General features: G+C 63.9%; 20 protein-coding genes and 1 tRNA gene. 11 read left to right on the top strand and 10 right to left on the bottom strand.

Annotated elements, in window-relative coordinates; genetic code table 11:
• Positions 1–132: 132 nt before the first annotated feature.
• Together ACPFMJ_RS12655 and ACPFMJ_RS12650 are read right to left on the bottom strand one after the other, a co-directional pair.
• A complete protein-coding gene (locus ACPFMJ_RS12655) occupies positions 133–1,422 on the bottom strand; it encodes an MFS transporter (RefSeq protein ID WP_424360370.1) in 1,290 nt (429 codons plus the stop codon).
• Positions 1,423–1,426: 4 nt separating this feature from the next.
• Positions 1,427–2,044: a helix-turn-helix domain-containing protein gene (locus tag ACPFMJ_RS12650; protein WP_424360369.1), complete on the bottom strand. Its 618-nt coding sequence runs from the start codon at positions 2,042–2,044 to the stop codon at positions 1,427–1,429.
• A gap of 156 nt (positions 2,045–2,200) precedes the next feature.
• On the opposite strand from ACPFMJ_RS12650, the gene ACPFMJ_RS12645 reads away from it, so the two are divergent.
• Positions 2,201–3,061 (top strand): UDP-2,3-diacylglucosamine diphosphatase, encoded by an 861-nt coding sequence (locus ACPFMJ_RS12645; RefSeq protein WP_424360368.1) that lies wholly within the window; start codon positions 2,201–2,203, stop codon positions 3,059–3,061.
• The gene (locus ACPFMJ_RS12640; protein ID WP_424360367.1) at positions 3,061–4,149 is read left to right on the top strand and encodes a glycosyltransferase family 4 protein; all 1,089 of its coding nucleotides are present in this window, start codon (positions 3,061–3,063) and stop codon (positions 4,147–4,149) included. Before ACPFMJ_RS12645 ends, ACPFMJ_RS12640 begins: the two co-directional genes overlap by 1 nt.
• On the opposite strand, the gene ACPFMJ_RS12635 is transcribed toward ACPFMJ_RS12640, so the two are convergent.
• On the bottom strand, positions 4,099–4,692 hold the full coding sequence (locus ACPFMJ_RS12635) for a hypothetical protein (RefSeq protein WP_424360366.1): 594 nt from the start codon (positions 4,690–4,692) through the stop codon (positions 4,099–4,101). The two genes, ACPFMJ_RS12640 and ACPFMJ_RS12635, sit on opposite strands and share 51 nt — an antisense overlap.
• A gap of 85 nt (positions 4,693–4,777) precedes the next feature.
• Here ACPFMJ_RS12635 and ACPFMJ_RS12630 point away from each other — a divergent pair, with 85 nt between their 5' ends.
• Positions 4,778–5,560, top strand: a complete 783-nt coding sequence (locus tag ACPFMJ_RS12630) for a HesA/MoeB/ThiF family protein (protein WP_424360365.1) — start codon at positions 4,778–4,780, stop codon at positions 5,558–5,560.
• Here ACPFMJ_RS12630 and ACPFMJ_RS12625 read toward each other — a convergent pair.
• Positions 5,544–5,897, bottom strand: a complete 354-nt coding sequence (locus ACPFMJ_RS12625) for a RidA family protein (protein WP_424360364.1) — start codon at positions 5,895–5,897, stop codon at positions 5,544–5,546. The two genes, ACPFMJ_RS12630 and ACPFMJ_RS12625, sit on opposite strands and share 17 nt — an antisense overlap.
• A 131-nt stretch (positions 5,898–6,028) precedes the next feature.
• Between ACPFMJ_RS12625 and ACPFMJ_RS12620 the strand changes: the two genes are divergently transcribed.
• The 3 genes from ACPFMJ_RS12620 (at position 6,029) to ACPFMJ_RS12610 (ending at position 8,257) form a co-directional block, all read left to right on the top strand.
• Positions 6,029–6,104: transfer RNA gene (locus ACPFMJ_RS12620), tRNA-Phe, on the top strand.
• A gap of 1,008 nt (positions 6,105–7,112) precedes the next feature.
• Positions 7,113–7,778, top strand: a complete 666-nt coding sequence (locus tag ACPFMJ_RS12615) for a hypothetical protein (protein WP_424360363.1) — start codon at positions 7,113–7,115, stop codon at positions 7,776–7,778.
• A 272-nt stretch (positions 7,779–8,050) separates the two neighbouring features.
• Positions 8,051–8,257 (top strand): hypothetical protein, encoded by a 207-nt coding sequence (locus tag ACPFMJ_RS12610; RefSeq protein WP_424360362.1) that lies wholly within the window; start codon positions 8,051–8,053, stop codon positions 8,255–8,257.
• Positions 8,258–9,015: 758 nt separating this feature from the next.
• Here ACPFMJ_RS12610 and ACPFMJ_RS12605 read toward each other — a convergent pair.
• Complete coding sequence (locus ACPFMJ_RS12605) at positions 9,016–10,368, bottom strand: GH1 family beta-glucosidase (protein WP_424360361.1); 1,353 nt, start codon at positions 10,366–10,368, stop codon at positions 9,016–9,018.
• 314 nt (positions 10,369–10,682) lie between these two features.
• On the opposite strand from ACPFMJ_RS12605, the gene ACPFMJ_RS12600 reads away from it, so the two are divergent.
• A complete protein-coding gene (locus ACPFMJ_RS12600; RefSeq protein ID WP_424360360.1) occupies positions 10,683–12,857 on the top strand; it encodes a hypothetical protein in 2,175 nt (724 codons plus the stop codon).
• A gap of 89 nt (positions 12,858–12,946) precedes the next feature.
• Here the strand turns inward: ACPFMJ_RS12600 and ACPFMJ_RS12595 are convergent, their stop codons facing one another.
• Both ACPFMJ_RS12595 and ACPFMJ_RS12590 read right to left on the bottom strand, forming a co-directional pair.
• Positions 12,947–13,300: an HU family DNA-binding protein gene (locus tag ACPFMJ_RS12595; RefSeq protein WP_424360359.1), complete on the bottom strand. Its 354-nt coding sequence runs from the start codon at positions 13,298–13,300 to the stop codon at positions 12,947–12,949.
• 183 nt (positions 13,301–13,483) lie between these two features.
• Entirely contained in the window at positions 13,484–14,464 is a 981-nt protein-coding gene (locus ACPFMJ_RS12590) for a helix-turn-helix transcriptional regulator (RefSeq protein WP_424360358.1), read from the bottom strand.
• 185 nt (positions 14,465–14,649) lie between these two features.
• Between ACPFMJ_RS12590 and ACPFMJ_RS12585 the strand changes: the two genes are divergently transcribed.
• Entirely contained in the window at positions 14,650–14,847 is a 198-nt protein-coding gene (locus ACPFMJ_RS12585; RefSeq protein ID WP_424360357.1) for a hypothetical protein, read from the top strand.
• A 1-nt stretch (position 14,848) separates the two neighbouring features.
• Here the strand turns inward: ACPFMJ_RS12585 and ACPFMJ_RS12580 are convergent, their stop codons facing one another.
• Positions 14,849–15,310: an NUDIX domain-containing protein gene (locus ACPFMJ_RS12580; protein ID WP_424360356.1), complete on the bottom strand. Its 462-nt coding sequence runs from the start codon at positions 15,308–15,310 to the stop codon at positions 14,849–14,851.
• Positions 15,311–15,413: 103 nt separating this feature from the next.
• Between ACPFMJ_RS12580 and ACPFMJ_RS12575 the strand changes: the two genes are divergently transcribed.
• The gene (locus tag ACPFMJ_RS12575; protein ID WP_424360355.1) at positions 15,414–15,974 is read left to right on the top strand and encodes a L,D-transpeptidase; all 561 of its coding nucleotides are present in this window, start codon (positions 15,414–15,416) and stop codon (positions 15,972–15,974) included.
• A gap of 6 nt (positions 15,975–15,980) precedes the next feature.
• Here ACPFMJ_RS12575 and ACPFMJ_RS12570 read toward each other — a convergent pair whose 3' ends face one another.
• Together ACPFMJ_RS12570 and ACPFMJ_RS12565 are read right to left on the bottom strand one after the other, a co-directional pair.
• A complete protein-coding gene (locus ACPFMJ_RS12570; protein ID WP_424360354.1) occupies positions 15,981–16,826 on the bottom strand; it encodes a class I SAM-dependent methyltransferase in 846 nt (281 codons plus the stop codon).
• Positions 16,827–16,990: 164 nt separating this feature from the next.
• Positions 16,991–18,049, bottom strand: coding sequence for a trypsin-like peptidase domain-containing protein (locus ACPFMJ_RS12565; RefSeq protein ID WP_424360353.1), 1,059 nt, complete (start codon positions 18,047–18,049; stop codon positions 16,991–16,993).
• A gap of 329 nt (positions 18,050–18,378) precedes the next feature.
• On the opposite strand from ACPFMJ_RS12565, the gene ACPFMJ_RS12560 reads away from it, so the two are divergent.
• On the top strand, positions 18,379–18,648 hold the full coding sequence (locus tag ACPFMJ_RS12560; protein WP_424360352.1) for an usg protein: 270 nt from the start codon (positions 18,379–18,381) through the stop codon (positions 18,646–18,648).
• A 211-nt stretch (positions 18,649–18,859) separates the two neighbouring features.
• A complete protein-coding gene (locus tag ACPFMJ_RS12555; protein WP_424360351.1) occupies positions 18,860–19,120 on the top strand; it encodes a hypothetical protein in 261 nt (86 codons plus the stop codon).
• Positions 19,121–19,167 lie beyond the last annotated feature (47 nt).

The raw sequence follows: 19,167 nt of genomic DNA, 5'->3' as shown, positions 1-19,167 counted from the left end.
CAATTCGGGCAGGGGGCGTGAGCTTTCTCGCCTCAGGGCGCAGATAAAGCCGGGCTGACGCCCCTCGCGCTTCGAGACGCCTGCTGCGCAGGCTCCTCAGCGTGAGGGGCTTTTTGTTTCTGGGTCAAACACCTAGGCCTCGTCCTGAGGAGCGAGCGAAGCTCGCGTCTCGAAGGGCGAGGCCGCATCGGCCGGTTGGTCAACAGACTGGAAAGCCGACGCTTCCTGCCCTTTTTCATTCAGGACGCCGTTGCGCGTCGCCGCGGCGACGGCGAAGGAGAAGCCGAGGCCGATCGCCGCCATGATCGACATGGCGAGATAGCCGCGCTGGCCGAAGGCGGCCTCCAGCGGCCCCGACACGTAAAGGCCGAAGCTGAGCGCAACGCCATAGGCGGCGCCGAGCCAGCCATGCACCCGCGCCGTATATTCCGTGCCGCCCAGCTCCGCGATGAGATAGGCCGCGCCGAGCGCCATGGCCGAGCCGGAGAGGGGATTCAGGGCCTGCGCGAAAAGCACGCCCGCGGCCGAAGGGTCGTTGGCGAAAATCGCCCAGCGCAGCACGGCGCCGGCCGAGCCGATCATCAGGAACGACACGGACTTCTTCTCGCCCCCGAACCAGCGCCCCGCCGAGAGGAAGAACAGCACTTCAGAAAAGGTGGACGTCGCCCAGGCGATGGAGATGAAGGCCGGGTCGAAGCCGCGCTCGGCCCAGTGGAGCGAGGCGAAGACGGTCAGGAAGCCGTGGCTGCCATGGACGATCGCCGCGCAGGCGATGATGGCGGCGATGAGCAGCGGGCGGCGCAGCGGCGCCGAGGGGGCTTTGAGCGCTTCCGGCTGCCGCGCCCGCGCCGCCGCGAAGCCGCGCACGAGGAAGAATCCCGTGACGGTCGTAAAGCAGGAGATCGCCGTCATGATCCAGATGAGACGATCCGCGGGAAGCGCGTCGGCGATCTGGCCGCTCGCGAGCATGAAGAGCAGCACAGAGGCCGAGCCCCAGCCGCGCACGCTGGAAAAGTTCAGCGGCGGCAGGCCCAAAGCGCGGCGGCGGTGAACCTCCCCGAGCACGAGCCCGTCATTCAGCGGCCCGATCGGCGCCTGGGCGAAGGCGAGCGCCGTCACCCAGAAGAGCAGCGCGTAAAAGCCCTGCACGAAGCCGAGCACGACGAAGATCATCGTGGCGGCGGCCGCATAGACGATGATGAGGCGGCCGTAATCGCCATATTTGTCGCCGATCCGCGCGCCGAGGAGATTGGAGACGATGCGGATGGCGGGGCAGGCGGCGAGGATGAGCGCGATCTCGGCGCCGCCCATGCCGCGCGCGCCGAGCCAGAGCGGAAAGAAGGCCACCTGCACGCCGCCGATCGCATAGAGCGCCGCCGCGAGCAGAGAGAGCCGCCGCTGGGCGTCGTCCTTCGCCTCCAAGGACTTATTCCATCACGGCGGCTTTGAGGATGCAGACCATGGTCGCCTGCGCCTGCGCCTTGCCGAGATTGCGGATCACATGCGGCCGGTCGCAGCGATAGCGTAGCGTCTCGCCGGCTTTCACCGTCTCCTTGACGCCCGCGACCTCGACCTCGAGTTCGCCCTCCCGCACGGAGAGGCTTTCGACCGAGCCGCGCTGATGCGGGTCGGACTCGAGCACGCCGCCGGGATCGGCCGCGAGCTCATAGACCTGCAGCCATTCCACCGTCTTGATCCAGCCGATTATGGCGAGCCGGCATTTGCCGTCGTCCGAGAGCAGGATCGGCGTATCGGCCTTGCTGGTCTTTTCGAGGAAAGGCTCGTCTTCGGTCGTCTGCAGCACGCGCTCGATCGAAACGTCCAGCGCCTGAGCGAGGCGCCAGATGGTGGCGAGCGTCGGATTGGTCTCGTTGCGCTCGATCTGGCTGATGATCGACTTGGCGACGCCCGATTGCAGCGAAAGCTCCGAAAGCGAGAGATTATAGGCCTTTCGCAGCCGCTGGATGGTCGCGCCGAGCTGCCCCGACAGCGCCAGCGCCCCGGCCTCCAGAATCTTGTGCTTTTCCTTGCCCTCGACGCCCATCGCCCCCGCGCCCTTTCAAACGGACGGCAATCTAACCGATTCCGTTCGAAATATCGAACGGCGGTCGCGCACGTCAATCTGGCGCCGCCAATGTCATCGGACTGTGACCTGAATCTGGTCAAAGCCTCTCATCGATCGACCGGGAGGAACGCGCCGATGGGCGAACAGAACCTTGCCAATTTCCGTGCGCATGGCGCGGTCGAGCCCGAGCCGAGGCGCTACCGCACGCTCTTTCTGTCCGACCTGCATCTCGGCGCGAAGGCCGCGCAGGCGCATCTGCTGCTCGATTTCCTTCGGCACAACGACGCCGAGACGATCTATCTCGTCGGCGACATTGTGGACGGCTGGAAGCTGCGCAAGGGCTGGCACTGGCCGCAGGCGCATAACGACGTCGTGCAGAAGATGCTGCGCAAGGCCCGCAAGGGAACGCGCGTCATCTACGTGCCGGGCAATCACGATGAATTCGCCCGCGATTATACCGGCCTCACCTTCGGCGGCGTCGAGGTGATGGACCATGCGATCCACGAAACCGCCGACGGCGGGAAGATGCTCGTCATCCATGGCGACCAGTTCGACATCGTCGTGCGCAACGCGCGCTGGCTCGCTTTGCTGGGCGACTGGGCCTATGACGCGGCCATCGCGACGAATACGGTCCTCAACCGCTTCCGCCGACTGTTCGGCGTCGGCTACTGGTCCTTCTCCGCCTGGGCGAAATTGAAGGTGAAGGAAGCGGTCAATTTCATCGGCGACTTCGAGGAGACGCTGGCCGCCGAGGCGCGGCGCCGCGGGGTCGACGGCGTGGTCTGCGGACACATTCATCACGCGACGATCAAGACGATCGAGGGCGTGCGCTATGTGAACACGGGCGACTTCGTCGAAAGCTGTACGGCCGTCGCCGAGCATGAAGACGGAACCTTCGAAATTCTCCACTGGCTGACGACCGCCGCCGAGCGCGACGCCGGCGCCGACGCGTCGCGGATCAAGGCGCTGCCCGCGCCGAGAGCGGCGGCTGCGTAATGCGAATTCTCATCGCGACGGACGCCTGGCGGCCGCAGGTCAATGGCGTCGTGCGTTCGCTGGAATCCGTCGCCCGCGCGGCCGCGCCGCTCGGGGCCGAGATCGACTTTCTGACGCCGCGCGACTTCCATTCCTTTCCGATGCCGACCTATCGGGAGATTTCGCTGGCGATCGCGACGCCTCGCGCCGTGCGGCGGCGGCTCGAACAGGGCTACGACCATATCCATATCGCTACGGAAGGGCCGATCGGCCTTGCGACGCGCGCCGTGTGTCTGCGCGATAGCCTCGTCTTCACGACGAGCTTTCACACGCGATTTCCTGAATATATCCACGCGAGAAGCGGCCTTCCCGTCGGCGTGAGTTACGCCGCGCTGTGCCGCTTCCACAATGCCGGCGCGGGGGTGATGGTCTCGACGCCGAGCCTCGCGCGCGAACTCGATGCGCGCGGCTTCCGCCGCCTGCTGCGCTGGTCGCGCGGCGTCGATCATACGATCTTCAATCCGGCTGCAAGAATCTCCCTCGACCTGCCGCGACCGATCTTCCTTTACGCCGGCCGTCTCGCCGTCGAGAAAAACCTCGAAGCCTTTCTCGCGCTCGATCTGCCGGGCTCGAAACTCGTCGCCGGCGATGGCCCCGCCCGCCCGTCGCTGGAGGCGCGTTACCGCCAAGCGACCTTCGTCGGCGTGAAGACGCCTGTAGAGCTCGCCGCGCTTTACGCCTCTTCCGACGTGTTCGTCTTCCCGAGCCGCACCGACACATTCGGCGTCGTCCTGCTCGAAGCCATGGCCTGCGGCCTGCCTGTCGCCGCCTTTCCAGTCATGGGGCCGCTCGATGTCGTCGGAGCCAGCGGCGCCGGCGCGCTGGACGAGGATTTGCGTGCGGCGGCGCTCGCGGCGCTCGACATTCCGGGCGAAGCGGCGCTTGCCCATGCCGCGACCTTCACCTGGGAGAACTGCGCCCGGCAGTTTCTCGACAATATCGCCTATGCGCGGGGCGCGGCCTCGCTCGGCGCCGTCGGGCTCGGCGCGCTCAAGCGGTCAGGCGAAAAGGGCGAAGCGGTCGACAAGGGGCAGACGGTCCAGCCATGACAGCGCCGCGAGGCGCTCGTCCGGCCGGGGATCGGCCGGTGCGCGCTCAGGAGCATGCGTGACCGGCTCGATGGGGGGCGCTTCTTCCGGTCCGGCCTTTTCAACGACCGGCGCAACGGGCTCGACAGGCGCCGGCGCTGGCGCCGACGCTTCCACAACCCGGCCTGGCGCTTCGATGACGGGCGTCGGTTCGGCCGGCTGCTGAGCGGCGCGCGCGACGCCCCCCGCGCCCGAAAGCTCGCGCGCCAGCGCGTCGATCTTCCCGCAGACGAAATCCTCGACGCCGCGTTCGCGCAGCGACCAGGAGAGCTCCGTCAGCCGATCCGCCAGCGTGAAGGCCTCGACCGGCGCCAGCGCCTGCTGCGCTTCCAGCCGCGCCTCCAGCCGCTCGATGGCGGCGAGCATGCGCGCGCTCTCGGCGCTGCGGACGCGGCGGGCGTGCTCGGCCATGAAGAGACGCCCGCGGCTGGTCGACATGACGGCCGCTTCGATCTCGTCATATTCCTCCGGCTGGAGACCGGGCGGCGAAGCCGCTATGGTCATGAAAAATCGCCCGATGCCCCGCGCCCGAATCGGCGCAATTCGCAGCATCGCCAGCCAAGCTGTTAATGCAAGCGCCGGAGACCGGATGAGCCTCAGCCCAGAGGAGATCGAACGCTACGCCCGCCATCTCGTCTTGCGCGAAATCGGCGGGCCCGGACAGCAAAAACTCAAATCCGCGCGCGTACTTGTCGTCGGGGCCGGCGGCCTCGGCGCGCCGCTGCTGCAATATCTTGCGGCCGCCGGCGTGGGCGCGATCGGCATTGTGGACAACGACGTGGTGTCGCTCTCCAATCTGCAGCGGCAGGTGATTCACGACACGCCCGGCGTCGGGCGACCCAAGGTCGAGAGCGCCAGGGACGCGATCGCAAGGCTCAATCCGCACGTGCGCGTGGAGCTTCATCCGCTGCGGCTGACCGGGGACAATGTCAGCGCGCTGATCGCGGGCTATGATCTCGTCGCCGACGGGTCGGACAATTTCGCGACCCGCTATCTCGTCTCGGACGCGTGTTTCTACATGAAGAAACCGCTCGTCACGGCGGCGGTGGGCGGCTTCGACGCGTCGCTCACGACGTTGCGCCCTTTCGAGACCGGGCCGGACGGCAAGCCCAACCCGACCTATCGCTGCCTCTTCCCCGAGCCCCCGCCGCCCGGGACCGTGCCGAGCTGCGAGGAGGCGGGGATATTGGGCGCGCTGCCCGGGGTCGTCGGCGCGATGATGGCGCTCGAAGTCGTGCGCGAAATCGTCGGCTTTGGAGAAAGTCTCGTCGGCCGCCTCCTGCTGATCGACACGCTCGCGATGCGCTTCGAGACGCTGCGCTACGCCTGGGACCCTGACAATCCCCTGAGCGGAACTACTTCGCCGCGATGACGGCGATTTCCACCTTGTAGTCCGGCGTGACGAGCTTGGCTTCCACCGTCGCGCGCGCGGGCGGGTTTTCCTTGTCGACCCACACGTCCCAGACGCTGTTCATCTCGGCGAAGGTCGAAATGTCGGAAAGATAGATGGTGGCCGAGAGGATCTTGGCCTTCTCGCTGCCGGCCTCGGCCAGAAGCTCATCGATGAGGCCGAGAATCTCGCGGGTCTGCTCCGCGACGGAGCCGCCCTTGGTCTTCTCCGCCACCTGGCCGGCCGTATAGACGGCGTTGCCCCGCACAACCGCCTTGCTCATGCGCGGACCCGCGCCAATTCGCCTGATATCGCTCATATTCCCTCCATGGATCGCGCCGGGTTTAGGGGATGCGGCGCCAGCGGGCAAGGCGGCGCGAGAAAAGTTGCAAAGGGCGCTGGACAAGTGCCGACGCCCTTTCTATAAGCCCCTCCACGCGCCGCGCGCGGGCCCAGGTAGCTCAGTTGGTAGAGCATGCGACTGAAAATCGCAGTGTCGGTGGTTCGATTCCGCCCCTGGGCACCATATCTCCCGGACTTCTGCCTTCCAAAGCAATGAGATAAGCAAACTTTGGTCGCTCTTTCGGTGATACGAAAGGCGATACAAAGTGCCGCGTCATGTCCTCTCCGATGGCTGCTTTTCAGTCAACATACGTTACCTCACCACAAGCCCCGATGGCGTCTACTGGTTCTACCGGCGCATCCCAAGGACAGACTCGGCCTAAACAGCACCTTCGTCCGGCTAAGTCTCTGCACTCGGGATAGGATGGAGGCGATATGGAGGCTCACGGAGACCAACGCTAAGCTTGAGGCCGAATGGTCCTCTCAGGTTTCGCCCATCCCCACAGGCAGCCTCGCCAACACTGACAACACACAAAGCCCATGGCGTCGCGCTCTCCACTGCGAAAGTGCCTTCGTAAGCGGAGGCTCATCCCCGAACTCGTCTAAACCGAGCTTGGTGCGGCACACCTCATGGAGTTTCTCGAAATCCGCCAGGTGAAATTCGCCACGTCGATATCATCGGGCCGCTCATCTGGCTCAGCACCCACCAACGCCCAGCTCGTTGGCCACTGCCTGCTTCGTGACACCGCCAGCAGCCAGCCTCTCGATGTCGTCTGCCTGCGCTCGTGCGGTAGAGCGCGGCCCTTGTAGCGACCCTCGGCTTTGGCCATGCCGGCCCTGCCGCTCAAGCATCACGCAGCGCTCGAACTCAGCCACATGATCGGCAATCTGCAACATCAGCTTCCAAGTGGCCTTGTGGTGTCGATCCCCCTAGCGAGAATGCGCAACCCAACCTTCTTCGCGTTCAGGCGCTTCATAAGCTCTTCAAGTTGAGCCACAGACACGGGCAAGCCGATCGAGCTTAGCGACGGTGTCGCCCTCGCGCATATACTCCAAGGCCGCCTCAAGCTGCTTCCGGTGCAGCAACAGCAAGCTGCCTCTCAGGGCCGTGTGTGATTTTTTACGTACGGAGTCTTGTTCTGACCTAATAAGTCATATTTGAAACAGCGACAGGAAGTCGGGAGGGATTTCAATGAAATCGCTAAGTCTCATTTTCGTTCTTGCGCTTATTGCTCTTCCGGCAAGGGTGCAGGCCGCTAGCAGTGTACTAACTATGTCGGGTATCGAATTATATGGCTTTTTTTCAGCGAGTAACAGCTGCGCACTATCCGGGAACTTTTCTTTTTCGACTTCCGTCCAGAAAGAGCCTGGCACCGGCGGAACTACGACTCCTGGCGGGTTTGTCTTTGCTAACGTGTCGTGCCCTGGCACCAATGCACTTTGCGCCGGTGGATTCACTCAAGTTAACATCTCCAGCAATCCACCAACACCAACCCAGCTTCCAAAAACCGTTGTTGCCTCTGGTACGGCACCGCTTACTTTGTTGATTGGCAGCGGCGATTGTGGTGGGCCGTTAGAGATGCGCCTTTCTGCTACCGCGGTGGGTATCCCGTTTACAACCTCGTTTACCGCTCATCAAACATACCCCAGCACCACAAATCCCCAAGTCGTGGTCATGTATGACGAGCACACAACTGGGAACGCCACTGACGCCATAGGTACGCTGACAGTTAATTATGGTGGCCAACCTCTCACCGCTTCCGTTGCGGGTCTCACCTTCTCCAACAGCAAATCCCATCGAGTCGAAATCGTCGGTGCGCCAGCGGGCGTGGGTCTACTGGGAGCGCCTTTGCGCTAACTGGACAAGGCGGGATAATGCTCTTGCGACGCCCCGGTCGGCTTTGGGCGGCCAACTGGGGGGCCAGCCGATCTGCAGGCTGTTGATGCACAGACTAAACGCCTTTCACCGTCCTCATGACGGGCGCCAAGCGCCTTCAGAACGGCGGAAAAGGCCGGCTATATTTCGCGAACGGCGCTGTTCGCCGCCTGCCGGCGCCCTAATTAATGTCGCTCCCAGCATCGGACGGCCCAGCTCTATCGTGCGGGCGTCCGTAAAAACAGGGGAAAGCCATGACCCAGGATTTCCTCATCTCCGACCAGACAGGCGTATGGCTGTTCGAGCCCTTGACGGAGGCGGCCAAAAACTTCGTGCGCAACTATCTGAGCTTCGACGAGCTGCTCTGGCAGGAGCAGTCTCTCGTGGTCGATTACCGCGACGCGGGCGCACTCGCGGAGGATCTCGCCGAAGAAGGCTTCAAGATCGCAACGCGACATTAGCGTCGCCTTTTCCGGACGTCCCGCGCAAGGGCGGGACGTTTCGGACCAAGGCCGGCCCGAAGCAGTCAGTCGCGGCGTGCGCCAGCGCTAGTGGCTTTCGGTTCTGCCCTGCCGTCGTCAGCGTCAGCGTCAGCGCGCGTGCGGGCGCCGGCGCTGCTCTGCCCGGCCCCCGCCGAAGGCGGTAAGGTGAGGCGTCTGCGCTCTCCAGGGCCGCAGTACAGAAAAGCGTGGGAATTTTTTCGAGATTGATCGGCGGATTTGTAGTCGCCCAAAAATTCAGTGCCGGACATGGTCAGCTCGCAAATATTGTTGAAACTTGGAGACGAAACCTGATGCGCGGCTTTTTCGGCCGCGTTTTCCGCCTCGAGATTTCCGGGAAACGGGCTCGCCAAGAAGCGCGCGAACCACTTCTTTTCACCGCAGGCGCGGCGTTCTGGCTCCACGGGTCAGGCGGCTGGACCCCGCCACGGGACCCGGGAGAAGAACGACTCGCCGGGGAAACCGGCAACATGATCTTGCCGTCCCGGGCGAACCCCGGAACCAGCCAATAAGTCGCGCTCAACGCGTAGGTTGCTCTTACGCATAACGGCACCCCCGAGCCTTTAAATCAATTCTTAGCTTAAATGCTTCATTAACGCTAGGCGTTCCAAGATGTTTTGAAAATAGTTATTGTTCTGCTCAAGTTATTCTTGTCATCTCGTTGAATTATCTTAGAGTATTCATTAATACAGCGAAAGCCTTGCGATGATCGAGCGCTTTCACGCGCGCTGGAACAGGTTGCGTCCCCGCGCGCCGATCGTTTGCCTGTAGAATTCGGCGCTGAGCTTTGGCGTGCGGCGCTGACTTGCGAAGTCGACTCCGACAATGCCGAAGCGTTTCGTGTAGCCGAACGCCCATTCAAAATTGTCGAAGAGCGACCAGACGAAATAGCCCTGGAGATTGACGCCCTGTCGCATGGCCTCGTGGGCGGCGACGAGATGGCCGCGCAGATAATCGACGCGCGCGTGATCCTCGATCGTTCCGCGCTCTTCCGGCGGATCGGCGAAAGCGGCGCCGTTCTCGGTCACATAAAGTGGAATGTCGCCATAGCGCTCCTTGAGCCAGAGGAGCGTGCGCGCGAGACTTTGCGGATGAACCTCCCATCCCATCTCCGTGTAGGTCGATCCCTTCTGACGAACCGGCGCGGCGCCGTCGGGCGACGCGGTCGGGTCGGCGCGGTTGACGGAGCGCGTGTAGTAATTGAGGCCGAGAAAATCGAATGGCTCTCTGATGAGCCGCATGTCTTCTTCCGGGAACGAAGGCCAATCCTTGCCGAAGATGCGCGCCGCCTCCTCGGGGTATGAACCAAGAAACAGCGGGTCGAGGAAAAGGCGGTTCATATAGGCTTCCGCGTCCGTCGCCGCGGCGATGTCGCGCGGATCGTCCGAAGCAGGCTCCTTCGGCTCGAGATTGACGACGACGCCGATCTTGCCCGTGGGGTCGGCGCGGAACGCCTGCACGGCGCGCGCATGGGCGCGCAGCAGATTTTGCGCGGCTTGCGCGGCTTGCGAGAGATCGGCGCGTCCCGGCGGATGCGCGCCCTTGACGTAGCCATTGTGCATGACGACCCAGGGCTCGTTATGGGTCGTCCAGAATCGCACGCGGTCCTTGAGCGCCCGAAAGAGCGTATGCGCGTAATCGCCGAACCATTCGGCGCTGTCGCGATTGACCCAGCCGCCGCGCGCCGCAAGTTCGGCGGGAAGATCCCAGTGGTAGAGCGTCAGAAAAGGTTCGATCCCGCGCGCAAGAAGGCCGTCGACGAGTCTGTCGTAGAAATCCAGTCCTTGCGGATTCTTCGCGCCGACGCCTTGCGGAAAAATCCGGCTCCACGAAACGCTGAAGCGATAGGCGTTGACCCCAAGTTCGGCGATGAGGCGAATGTCGTCGGCGCAGCGATTGTAATGGTCGCATGCAGTGTCGCCATGGCCGCCGTCGAGAATGCGGCCCGCTTCATGCGCGAAGAGATGCCAGTCGCTCGGCCCCGCGCCGTCGGCGAGCGGCGCGCCCTCGATCTGATAGGCGGAGGTCGCGACGCCCCAGAGAAAATCGTCGGGGAAGCTTTTGGTTTCCATGGTCGGGTCCGGTGGCTGGAGCGGCGTTTGCGACAGATAGAAACAAATTGCGCGATCGTCTCAATGCGAATTTCAGCCGCCTTGTGCGAAACGCGTCAATTGAACGCGGATGGATAAGGATATGGCAGGGAGTCGCGGATGGTAAACGTGTTGCGAATTGCAGGACGCCCCGCGCTGTTGGCGCGGGCGCCGCGTCGTTAACCATGACGCGATGTAACGTCGCGCTTTTCTGAACTGCCGATTGGCGGCTCGAAAGTAAACTGGTTAACTCGAGTTAACCAAATAGAAGTCAGGTTTTTACAGGAGCGTTGCGAATGTTTTGTTTGGCTCGCGCGATCAGCGCCGCCGCGGCCTTGAGTTTGGGCGTCGGTTTCATCTCTCCCTCCATGGCTCAGACAGCCGTCTCCGTCGGCGTGAACGCCGGAACCAATCTCGCGACGATCCCGGCGCACGGCTTTGGCCTGAACACGGCGGTGTGGGACGGCAATCTTCTCGACGGCGTCGTGCCGACTCTCTTGAAGCAGGCCGGCGTCGCCGCCTTGCGCTATCCCGGCGGCTCGACGTCGGACGTCTATAACTGGCAGACGAACTCCATCGTTCCGGGCCAGGGAAGCTACGCAAATCCCAGCAACACTTTCGACGCCTTCATGGGGGTCGCAAAGAGCGTCGGCGCAACGCCGATCATCACCGTCAATTACGGTTCGAACCAGAGCGGCAATGGCGGCGGCGATCCCGCCTACGCGGCGGCCTGGGTGAACTACGCCAACAAGACCAAGAACTATGGCGTGAAATATTGGGAGATTGGCAACGAGGTTTACGGCAACGGCCAATATGGCGGGAATTGGGAGACGGATCTCCACGCGCAGAAGGATCCGGCGACCTATGGCCGCAACGTCGTGCAATTTGCGAACGCCATGAAGGCGGTCGACTCGACGATCAAGATCGGCGTCGTGCTGACGGCCCCCGGCAGATGGCCCGACGGCCAGTCGCCCGACTGGAACACGAACGTTCTGGCGCAGTGCGGCTCCGTGATCGATTTCGTTATCGTCCATTGGTATCCGCAGGAGCCCTACCAGGAATCGGATGCGGGTCTTCTCGCTTCCCCGCAGGACCCTTCTGCCGGCATCGCGTCGATGATGTCGCGGCTGAAGACGCTGATCAACCAATATGCCGGCGTGCGCGCGCCCGGCGTCCAGATCCTCGTCACCGAAACGAATTCGGTCACCTACAATCCCGGCAAGCAGACGCTCAGCGTCGTCAATGCGATGTTCATCGCCGACAATATGCTGACCTGGCTCGAGAAGGGCGCCGCCAGCGTCGATGTCTGGGCGCTGCATAACGGCGCTGTCTGGGGCAACGCTTCGTCGAGCCTTTTCGGCGCGACGAATTACGGCGACTACGGCATCCTGTCGAACGGACAGTCCGGGGAGCCCGCCGCCAATACGCCCTTCCCGGCCTATTACGGCATGCAGATGGCGTCCTATCTCGGCAAGGCCGGGGACGCGCTGGTCGCCTCTACGTCGAACAACAGCCTGTTGACGACGCATGCGGCGCGGCAGGCGAATGGAAGCCTTGCGGTCCTACTCATCAACAAGGATCGCAACAACACGGCCAACGCCAATGTGTCGCTGACGGGCTTTACGCCCGGCGGGACGGCGACGGTCTATTCCTATACGCCGTCGAGCAGCGCAGTCACGTCGAGCGCCGTCACGGGACAGGGGACGAATTTCTCGATTTCCGTGCCGCCCTATTCGATGAAGACGGTGGTGCTCGCCGGAACCTCGACGCCGCCGACCCAGAGCTTCAGCCTTTCCGCCAGTCCGACGAGTCTGACGGTGACGCAGGGCGCGTCCGGAACGGCGACCGTGTCCGTGACGCCGGCGGGCGGATTCGCCGGCAATGTCGCCTTTTCGGCGACCGGCCTGCCGGCGGGCGTGACGGCGACCTTCAGCCCGCAATCTTCGCCGACCTCGACGACGGTGACGCTCGCCGCCGGCGCGTCGGCGCCGACGGGGACGAGCGCCTTCACCATTACCGGGACCAGCGGCGCGCTCGGCGCGTCGACCGCGCTCGCCCTGACGATCAACGCGCCGGCCGGCGGCGGCGGAGGTGGCGGTGGCGGCGCGGGCCCTGCGACCTTCTCCGCCAAGCGCAACGCCAGCGGGCCCTGGTATTACGAGGACGATCTGGTTCTTTCGACCACCACGCAGATCACCGATCTGACGGCGACGATCACCGTCCCTTCGGCGAATGCTTCCTATAACGGCGCCTACAACACGTTCGGCGGGCAGATCGTCCAGAGTTTCGCGTCGGGCGCGAATTTCGTCTACACGTTCAAGCTCAATCCCGGCCAGATCATCTATCCGGGCTCCGGGACGTTCGCAGCGCAGATGAACGGAAACGGCGTGATGCGCGACCTGACCGGCGACGCCTGGGCGGTGACCTACGCCGCCGGCGGCGCGACCTATACGCAGTCGGGCAAGTTCTAGGGGCCGGTTCTACCGACGCGACGAAAGGAAGCCGCGCGATCTCTCGCGCGGCTTTTCTCTTTCAGCGCCCGCGCCTCGGCGAGAGGGCCTCAATCATCCAGGCCGCCGCACGGGCCGGCTTTCGCGATCATCGCCTTGAGATGGCGCGAGGGGCGGAAGCTCGCGACCCTGCGCGGTTCAACGAGGGCCACTTCCCCCGTGCGCGGATTGCGGCCCCTGCGCTCTTTCTTTTCGACCAGTACGAACTTGCCGAAATTGCACAGGGTGACGTTCTGCCCCGCGACGAGCGCGTCGGCTATTTCTTCGAGAACCGCGTCGACCAGAAGCCCGGCCCGGTTTTGGGGGATGGCTGAACAGGCGGCTGAAACGGCCCGCGCCAGTTCACGTCTCGTTATCGTTCGGCGCTCGGAAGATATGTCGGTCGTATCCATCGAATCGTTCAAGAGTTCATCAGTCTGGTCTTCGTGGTCGAGAATCGCTCTCAACCTGTTCCGCCGACGCGCTAATTTGGCGAATATCTTCGCGCCGCGGTGATCAGGGGCGTCCGCGGAGGATAAAGCGAGCAAATCCAGCTTGTCCTTAGCCATTTTGCGCAAAAACGCGCTGAGGCGAAGGAGTAACCGCGCTCAGCCGCCCGCTTGCGTCTCGTGCGGACCCATGGAGGGCAGGACGCCGAACATTTCGCGGTATTGCTTCGAGAAGCGGCTTTGATGAAAAAACTCGTGGGCGCGGGCGATTTCGCCGATCCCGATGCGCGGCGCGTTCTTCAGGACAGCGTGAGCCTGCTGCAAGCGAATGGCGCGCTTGAGCGCGACGAAGCCCATGCCGAATTCTTCCTGAAGGGCGAGCTGGATGCTGCGGCGCGAACTGCCCAGCCGCCGCGCGGCGTCGTCGAGCGCGAATTTGCCGAAGCGGCCGGCGGCAGGCCCCTCCCACAGCAATAGCTCCACCGAAAGCGCCAGATCGCGCCGACGGCCCGGGGCCATCTGCGGGATTTCGAGGGTGGACCGCAATATCTGGTCGATCAGGTCCGCGCAGGCCGCGACGATGCCGCCTGGCGCGTCATGCGGCCAGGCGGCGCCGGGCGCGCCGCTCTCGGCCAGCGTCAGCAGCCGGCGCATTTCCCCCTGCAGGGCGAAGGCTTTGGGCGTGATCGGGTAAAGCAGCGTTGCGAGCCCGCTCGGTCCTGACAGGCGAGACAGAAAACGCGGCAGGGCGGCGTCCGGCACCACCCGGCGCGCGAGGGTCGGGGAGAAATTGAGCGTCAACACAACGCCCGGCGCCGCTCCAACGCTATCGAAACGCGCGCCGCCATAGCCGACGCCCAGGACGACATTGCTGACGCGGCAGCCGAGAAGGCGCATCTCTTCGGCTTCGATAAAGCCGATCTTGAGCACGCCGGGGTCGAAGACGCCGTCGACGCGGACGCCGCCCGCCGAAAGCCGAAGCTCCTCGATCGACAGGCCGGGGGCCAATTCGAGATATTTTCGCGTCAGATGCAGTCGCTCGGCGTGGAGCCGGTAGACGCGCGGCCGCCAACCTCCCGGCATGATCGCCGCGGCTCCGTCTGGATCCGTCGCGTGGGTGAGCTCGAACCGCATCGTCATCGCAAAAATTTTCTCTTTAAACCCTTCGTAAAACTGATCGGTCAGCAATTGCAAAGTTTTCGGTCGCGCGCCACAAATCGCGGCGCGCGACTGCACGGATAGGTAGCGCCGTCTCCGGCGACGCTGTGCGCTGCGCGCCGGCGCCCCAATTGGGCGGGATCGGTCCCTGCAGTGCGGAGGCGTCCATGCCCCGGCTTCGCGTCTGGCGAAACGCCATTCTCACGCTTGTCGTCCTGGCTCTGGCGTCCGCCGCCTGGAGCAATCGTTTCGGCCCCGCCGCCTCGCCCTACCTCCATCGCAACCGCCTGACCGGGGCGGAATGTCACAGAGGCGTCGAATGCTGGGTGCCGCGATGGCCCGCCTGGACCCCGCCGCCGCAATAGATCAGGCCAAGAGTTTCTCCGCGAGAGCCGCCAGGATGGGGCGCTGGCCGGCGACGACCCTGGCCCGGGCTTCGGCCAGCGAAAACCAGCCGGCGCGGTCGATTTCGGGTATGTCGATCTCTCTTCCCGACTTTGGCGGCCATTCGATGCGACAAAGATTGCTCTTGATCAGGGACGGGTCGAGATCGCCTTCAAGCGCGAAAGCGAGGACTGTCTTGCCGCTGGGTTGCCGGAAGGCCCCGAGCGGCGACATCTCGCCGTCGAGCGCGACCCCGGTCTCCTCGAGGAATTCGCGCCGCGCGGCCGCCTGCGGGTCTTCCTGCGGGCCGATCTCCCCCTTTGGAATGGACCAGGCGCCTTCGTCTTTCTTCGCCCAGAACGGGCCGCCCGGATGGGCGAGCAGCACCTCGACGCCGGCGGCGCCGCGGCGATAAAGCAGGATGCCGGCGCTGCGCTTCGCCATGCTCGCCCTCGGTTAAGCTCGCGTCACAGGTCAGATTTCAGCCTCAATCCTCGTCGAACAAGGGCCAAAGGCAAGGCCTCCGGCGAGAATGAGGAACGTGAATATGCGCAGGCTGAGTATTGGAGCTGTTTTCATTCTTGTCGCCAGCGCGCTGCCCGCCGTCGCCGGCCCCCTCGACCGCGGGCCGATCGCCGACTTCCTGACCCTCTTCCGCCAGCAGGCGATCCCCAAGCAGCTCGTCGTCTGGAGCCACCCGGAATATAAGGCGGGAACGGTCGTCGTCTCCACCAAGGAGCGGCGGCTCTATTATGTGCTGGGCGGCGGCCGGGCGATCGAATATGGGGCCGGCGTCGGCCGCGAGGGCTTCACCTGGTCCGGCGTCAAGACCGTCTCGCGCAAGCGCGAATGGCCGGATTGGCGCCCGCCGGCGCCCATGCTGAAGCGCCGGCCGGACCTGCCGCGCTACATGGCGGGCGGCATGGAGAATCCGCTCGGCGCCCGCGCGCTTTACCTCGGCTCGAGCGACTACCGCATCCATGGGTCGAACGAGCCCGACACGATCGGCGCGGCGGTGTCGTCGGGCTGCATCCGCATGACCAATAACGACGTGATCGACCTCTATTCGCGGGTCAAGGTCGGCACGAAGGTCGTCGTCCTGAAGTAGGCCCGCTCAGGGCTTTTGCCCGATGACGACCGCCTGCGGGAAGCGGGCGGGCTCGTCGATATAGGCATGGCATCTGAAATACTTGCCCCATGCCTCCCTGATGTAGCTCTCCGGCACGATCGAGTCGCCGTAAATGTCGGCGGTGAGACGCATGCCGCCCGAAGTCGGCAGGTAGCAAAACCTGCCGTCGTCATAGTCCTCGAAAAGATCAAAGACGCGGGTTTTGAACTGGGCGAGTCCCCGCTCCCAATCGTTGCGGGGCGGCGAAGGGATTTCCAGGATGAAATCCAGAAATCCTCTCGGCTCCACCGTATAGGCGATGACGCAGCCCGGCTTCGCGACCCGGGCCAATTCTCCCATCCAGTAATCCGCAAGGCGTTGCGGCAGATGGCTGAACACCGAATAGGCGACGATGAGGCTGAAGGATTGGTCCGCATAGGGCAGCGGACCGTTCGGCTCGATATGCGAAAAGGAGCCCGGCGTGCCGACGCCCTTGCAGACCGCGAGGGTCTCGGGCTCGACGTCGACGCCGAAGAGAGCGTCCGAATCCACATCCCCCCAGAACATCCGCGTAAAGCGTCCCCACCCGCAGCCGAAGTCGAGAACGGGCGTCTTGGCGTGGACCGGCATGGCCAACGCCTCGGCATAGCCCTTCACCAGCGTGAAAAACGCGAAGGCTTCGTTGAGCGCCTGCGCGTCGGCGGAGCCCACCACCCTCCGCTGCAGTTCCGGATGCGGGAACCGGGGCAATTCGATCCCGTCGATCCGTGGTTCGTGAAGGCTGCGGCTTAGCAGATGCAGCCATTGCTCGTCGTTCTGGAGCTTGAAAAGCGCCCTGCCATTGGGGATCATGGGAAGCAACTCTACTAATTGAGATTTTTGCATTAGCTTAGCAAAAAGCGCTTCCTGTCAAGTTAAAGCTAAAAAGGCGGGCAAACAGGGTCGTCCGACGGCGCGGTCCAGGCGCGATCGGTTTTTCTCGTCCGGCTCGGTGATTCGACTTCGCCCTTGGCGGGCTATCGGGGGCGCAACGCGCTCGCGTCGGCGGCTTTCCGGCTTCCCTCGATCCGCAGCCGCGCCTGCATCGGCGCGCCGCCCCGGCGGAACTTCATCTCGATCTCGCTTCCCGCCGGCATGACGCCGAGGAGCGTGCGCAATTGCGGCGGGGTCGCAATCGCCCTGCCATCGACGGCGTCGATCACGTCGCCTTTCATCAGGCCCGCGAGCGCGGCGGGCGAGGCGGGCTCGACCGAGACGATTTCGGCCCCGGCGCGGCCGCTCGACGGCGATCGGATCGAGATGCCGATATGGCCGCGGCGCACCTCGCCGGACTCGACGAGTTGCGACATGATCCGCCGCGCCATGTCGATGGGTATGGCGAAGCCGATGCCGTGGCTGGCCCCGGTTTTCGACAGGATCGCCGTGTTGAGCCCCACGAGACGACCATCGAGCGTCACCAGCGCGCCGCCGGAATTGCCGGGATTGATCGAGGCGTCCGTCTGGATGAAATCCTCATAGCCTTCGATGCCGAGCCCCGTGCGTCCCATCGCGGAGACGATGCCGGAGGTGACGGTCTGCCCGAGGCCGAAGGGATTGCCGACCGCGAGGACGAAATCGCCGACTTCGAGCGAACGGCTGTCGCCGATCGGCACGGCGGCCAGATTGTCGGCCCTGATTTTCAGCACGGCGACGTCCGTCGCCTTGTCCTTTCCCACGAGCTGCGCGCGAAAACGCCGGTCGTCCTTGGTCGTGACCTCGATCACCGAGGCGTCGCGCACGACATGCTCGTTGGTGAGAATGAGCCCCCGTTCCGCGTCGACGATGACGCCGGAGCCGGCCGACGTCGTCTCGCGCTTCAGGCGCTTGTTGGGGATCTCGAAAAATTCCTGAAGCACCGGATCGACGATGGTCGGCACCTCGACGGATTCGATCCGCTTCGTCGCGATGTTGACGACGCCGGGCGTCACCGCGCGAACGACGGAAGCGACGGAAGGCTTCTGTCCCGGCGGGATCGCGCCGGCGAGAAGCGGGGTCGGGAGCAGCAGAAGAGCGAGAAGAGCAAGGCGCAGAATCATCGGCGTTCAGGCTCGTGAAGGCGCCCGGCGAAATCATGGCGTCCGCGCCAGGACAGGCGGGCTTCTCGGTTATGGTTTACAAATGCTTAGGAGACAAGAATTCGGGCTGATCCATCGCTGTCTCCATGCAAGCGCGGGCGCTGATGGCCACGCGCGGCGAGATGGTGTGGAGGCAGGCGCTCTTCAAGAGCATTCCTCCAAAAAGCAGCACTCTTGGCGCTATGCTGCTAGTACATTGTTTTGAAAGTATTTTCCTGGCGCGGCTGTTGCTTTCATTCCCCGATCGCCTCTAATTTTGAAGGCGACGTTTGCATGGAAAGGAGAAGAACATGGCGTCGAGCGACTTTCGGTTGCAGATGCAGGGCTACGGCCTCACGACGGCGAATATTCTCTACCGGCTGCCAGATCATCCGAGAATTCTCCAGTCCTATGTCTGGCAGGAATACGATCTGCATCCTCATTTCCCCGAGCTGCGCAAATTTCTCGATTTCTGGACGCGCAGCCTCGACGGGCCGCTGCATGGCGTCACGGTCGCCCATGCGCAGCTGATCCGGCCGGCCGAGATGCGGCTCGTGAACGGCGAATTCACCGTGCATTGAGGCGAGGTTAATCGCAGACCCGCGACGCCTGTCCCGGAACGGGATTTTCGGGACGGGCCGTGGACGAATGCAGTCCGAATCGTGAGCGGCGAAAAAGCGCGGTCGATTCCCTAACAAAGTATTGGCGCGGCGTCGGATCGGCGCAGCTGGCGCAGAACGGGGCCAGCCGCTTACAATGGCGCGCCATTCATTGGCGCAGGGAAGAAACGACATGAAAAAACAAACGATCAACGGGACGACGCTCGCCATCGCGGCCGTTTCCATCGCGCTCGCGGGGACCGCGCCCGCTGCGAAGGCGGAAACGGCGACGGCGCGCGTGCATTGCCTCGGCGCCAATAGCTGCAAGGGCAAGAGCGATTGCCATTCGCCCAAAAACGCCTGCAAGGGCCGGAACGCCTGCAAGGGCCAGGGCTGGGTCTACAAGGAGTCCGCCCAGGCCTGCACGGACGCCGGCGGCAAGGTTCTCGACTGAGCGACATTAAGGAAGGCCGGGGCGCATCGCGTTTCGCCCCGGTCGCC

Origin of the sequence: Methylocystis parvus (genome assembly GCF_049675845.1) — a bacterium.
Lineage (GTDB): Bacteria > Pseudomonadota > Alphaproteobacteria > Rhizobiales > Beijerinckiaceae > Methylocystis > Methylocystis parvus_A.
This window is presented reverse-complemented; position numbering and strand designations above follow the sequence as displayed.

Excerpts from the sequence above, each read along its gene's own strand:
- ACPFMJ_RS12650 (WP_424360369.1), bottom strand. The coding sequence starts at position 2,044 with ATGGGCGTCGAGGGCAAGGAAAAGCACAAGATTCTGGAGGCCGGGGCG.
- ACPFMJ_RS12645 (WP_424360368.1), top strand. The coding sequence starts at position 2,201 with ATGGGCGAACAGAACCTTGCCAATTTCCGTGCGCATGGCGCGGTCGAG.
- ACPFMJ_RS12640 (WP_424360367.1), top strand. The coding sequence starts at position 3,061 with ATGCGAATTCTCATCGCGACGGACGCCTGGCGGCCGCAGGTCAATGGC.
- ACPFMJ_RS12635 (WP_424360366.1), bottom strand. The coding sequence starts at position 4,692 with ATGACCATAGCGGCTTCGCCGCCCGGTCTCCAGCCGGAGGAATATGAC.
- ACPFMJ_RS12630 (WP_424360365.1), top strand. The coding sequence starts at position 4,778 with ATGAGCCTCAGCCCAGAGGAGATCGAACGCTACGCCCGCCATCTCGTC.
- ACPFMJ_RS12625 (WP_424360364.1), bottom strand. The coding sequence starts at position 5,897 with ATGAGCGATATCAGGCGAATTGGCGCGGGTCCGCGCATGAGCAAGGCG.
- ACPFMJ_RS12615 (WP_424360363.1), top strand. The coding sequence starts at position 7,113 with ATGAAATCGCTAAGTCTCATTTTCGTTCTTGCGCTTATTGCTCTTCCG.
- ACPFMJ_RS12610 (WP_424360362.1), top strand. The coding sequence starts at position 8,051 with ATGACCCAGGATTTCCTCATCTCCGACCAGACAGGCGTATGGCTGTTC.
- ACPFMJ_RS12605 (WP_424360361.1), bottom strand. The coding sequence starts at position 10,368 with ATGGAAACCAAAAGCTTCCCCGACGATTTTCTCTGGGGCGTCGCGACC.
- ACPFMJ_RS12600 (WP_424360360.1), top strand. The coding sequence starts at position 10,683 with ATGTTTTGTTTGGCTCGCGCGATCAGCGCCGCCGCGGCCTTGAGTTTG.
- ACPFMJ_RS12590 (WP_424360358.1), bottom strand. The coding sequence starts at position 14,464 with ATGACGATGCGGTTCGAGCTCACCCACGCGACGGATCCAGACGGAGCC.
- ACPFMJ_RS12585 (WP_424360357.1), top strand. The coding sequence starts at position 14,650 with ATGCCCCGGCTTCGCGTCTGGCGAAACGCCATTCTCACGCTTGTCGTC.
- ACPFMJ_RS12580 (WP_424360356.1), bottom strand. The coding sequence starts at position 15,310 with ATGGCGAAGCGCAGCGCCGGCATCCTGCTTTATCGCCGCGGCGCCGCC.
- ACPFMJ_RS12575 (WP_424360355.1), top strand. The coding sequence starts at position 15,414 with ATGCGCAGGCTGAGTATTGGAGCTGTTTTCATTCTTGTCGCCAGCGCG.
- ACPFMJ_RS12570 (WP_424360354.1), bottom strand. The coding sequence starts at position 16,826 with ATGATCCCCAATGGCAGGGCGCTTTTCAAGCTCCAGAACGACGAGCAA.
- ACPFMJ_RS12565 (WP_424360353.1), bottom strand. The coding sequence starts at position 18,049 with ATGATTCTGCGCCTTGCTCTTCTCGCTCTTCTGCTGCTCCCGACCCCG.
- ACPFMJ_RS12560 (WP_424360352.1), top strand. The coding sequence starts at position 18,379 with ATGGCGTCGAGCGACTTTCGGTTGCAGATGCAGGGCTACGGCCTCACG.
- ACPFMJ_RS12555 (WP_424360351.1), top strand. The coding sequence starts at position 18,860 with ATGAAAAAACAAACGATCAACGGGACGACGCTCGCCATCGCGGCCGTT.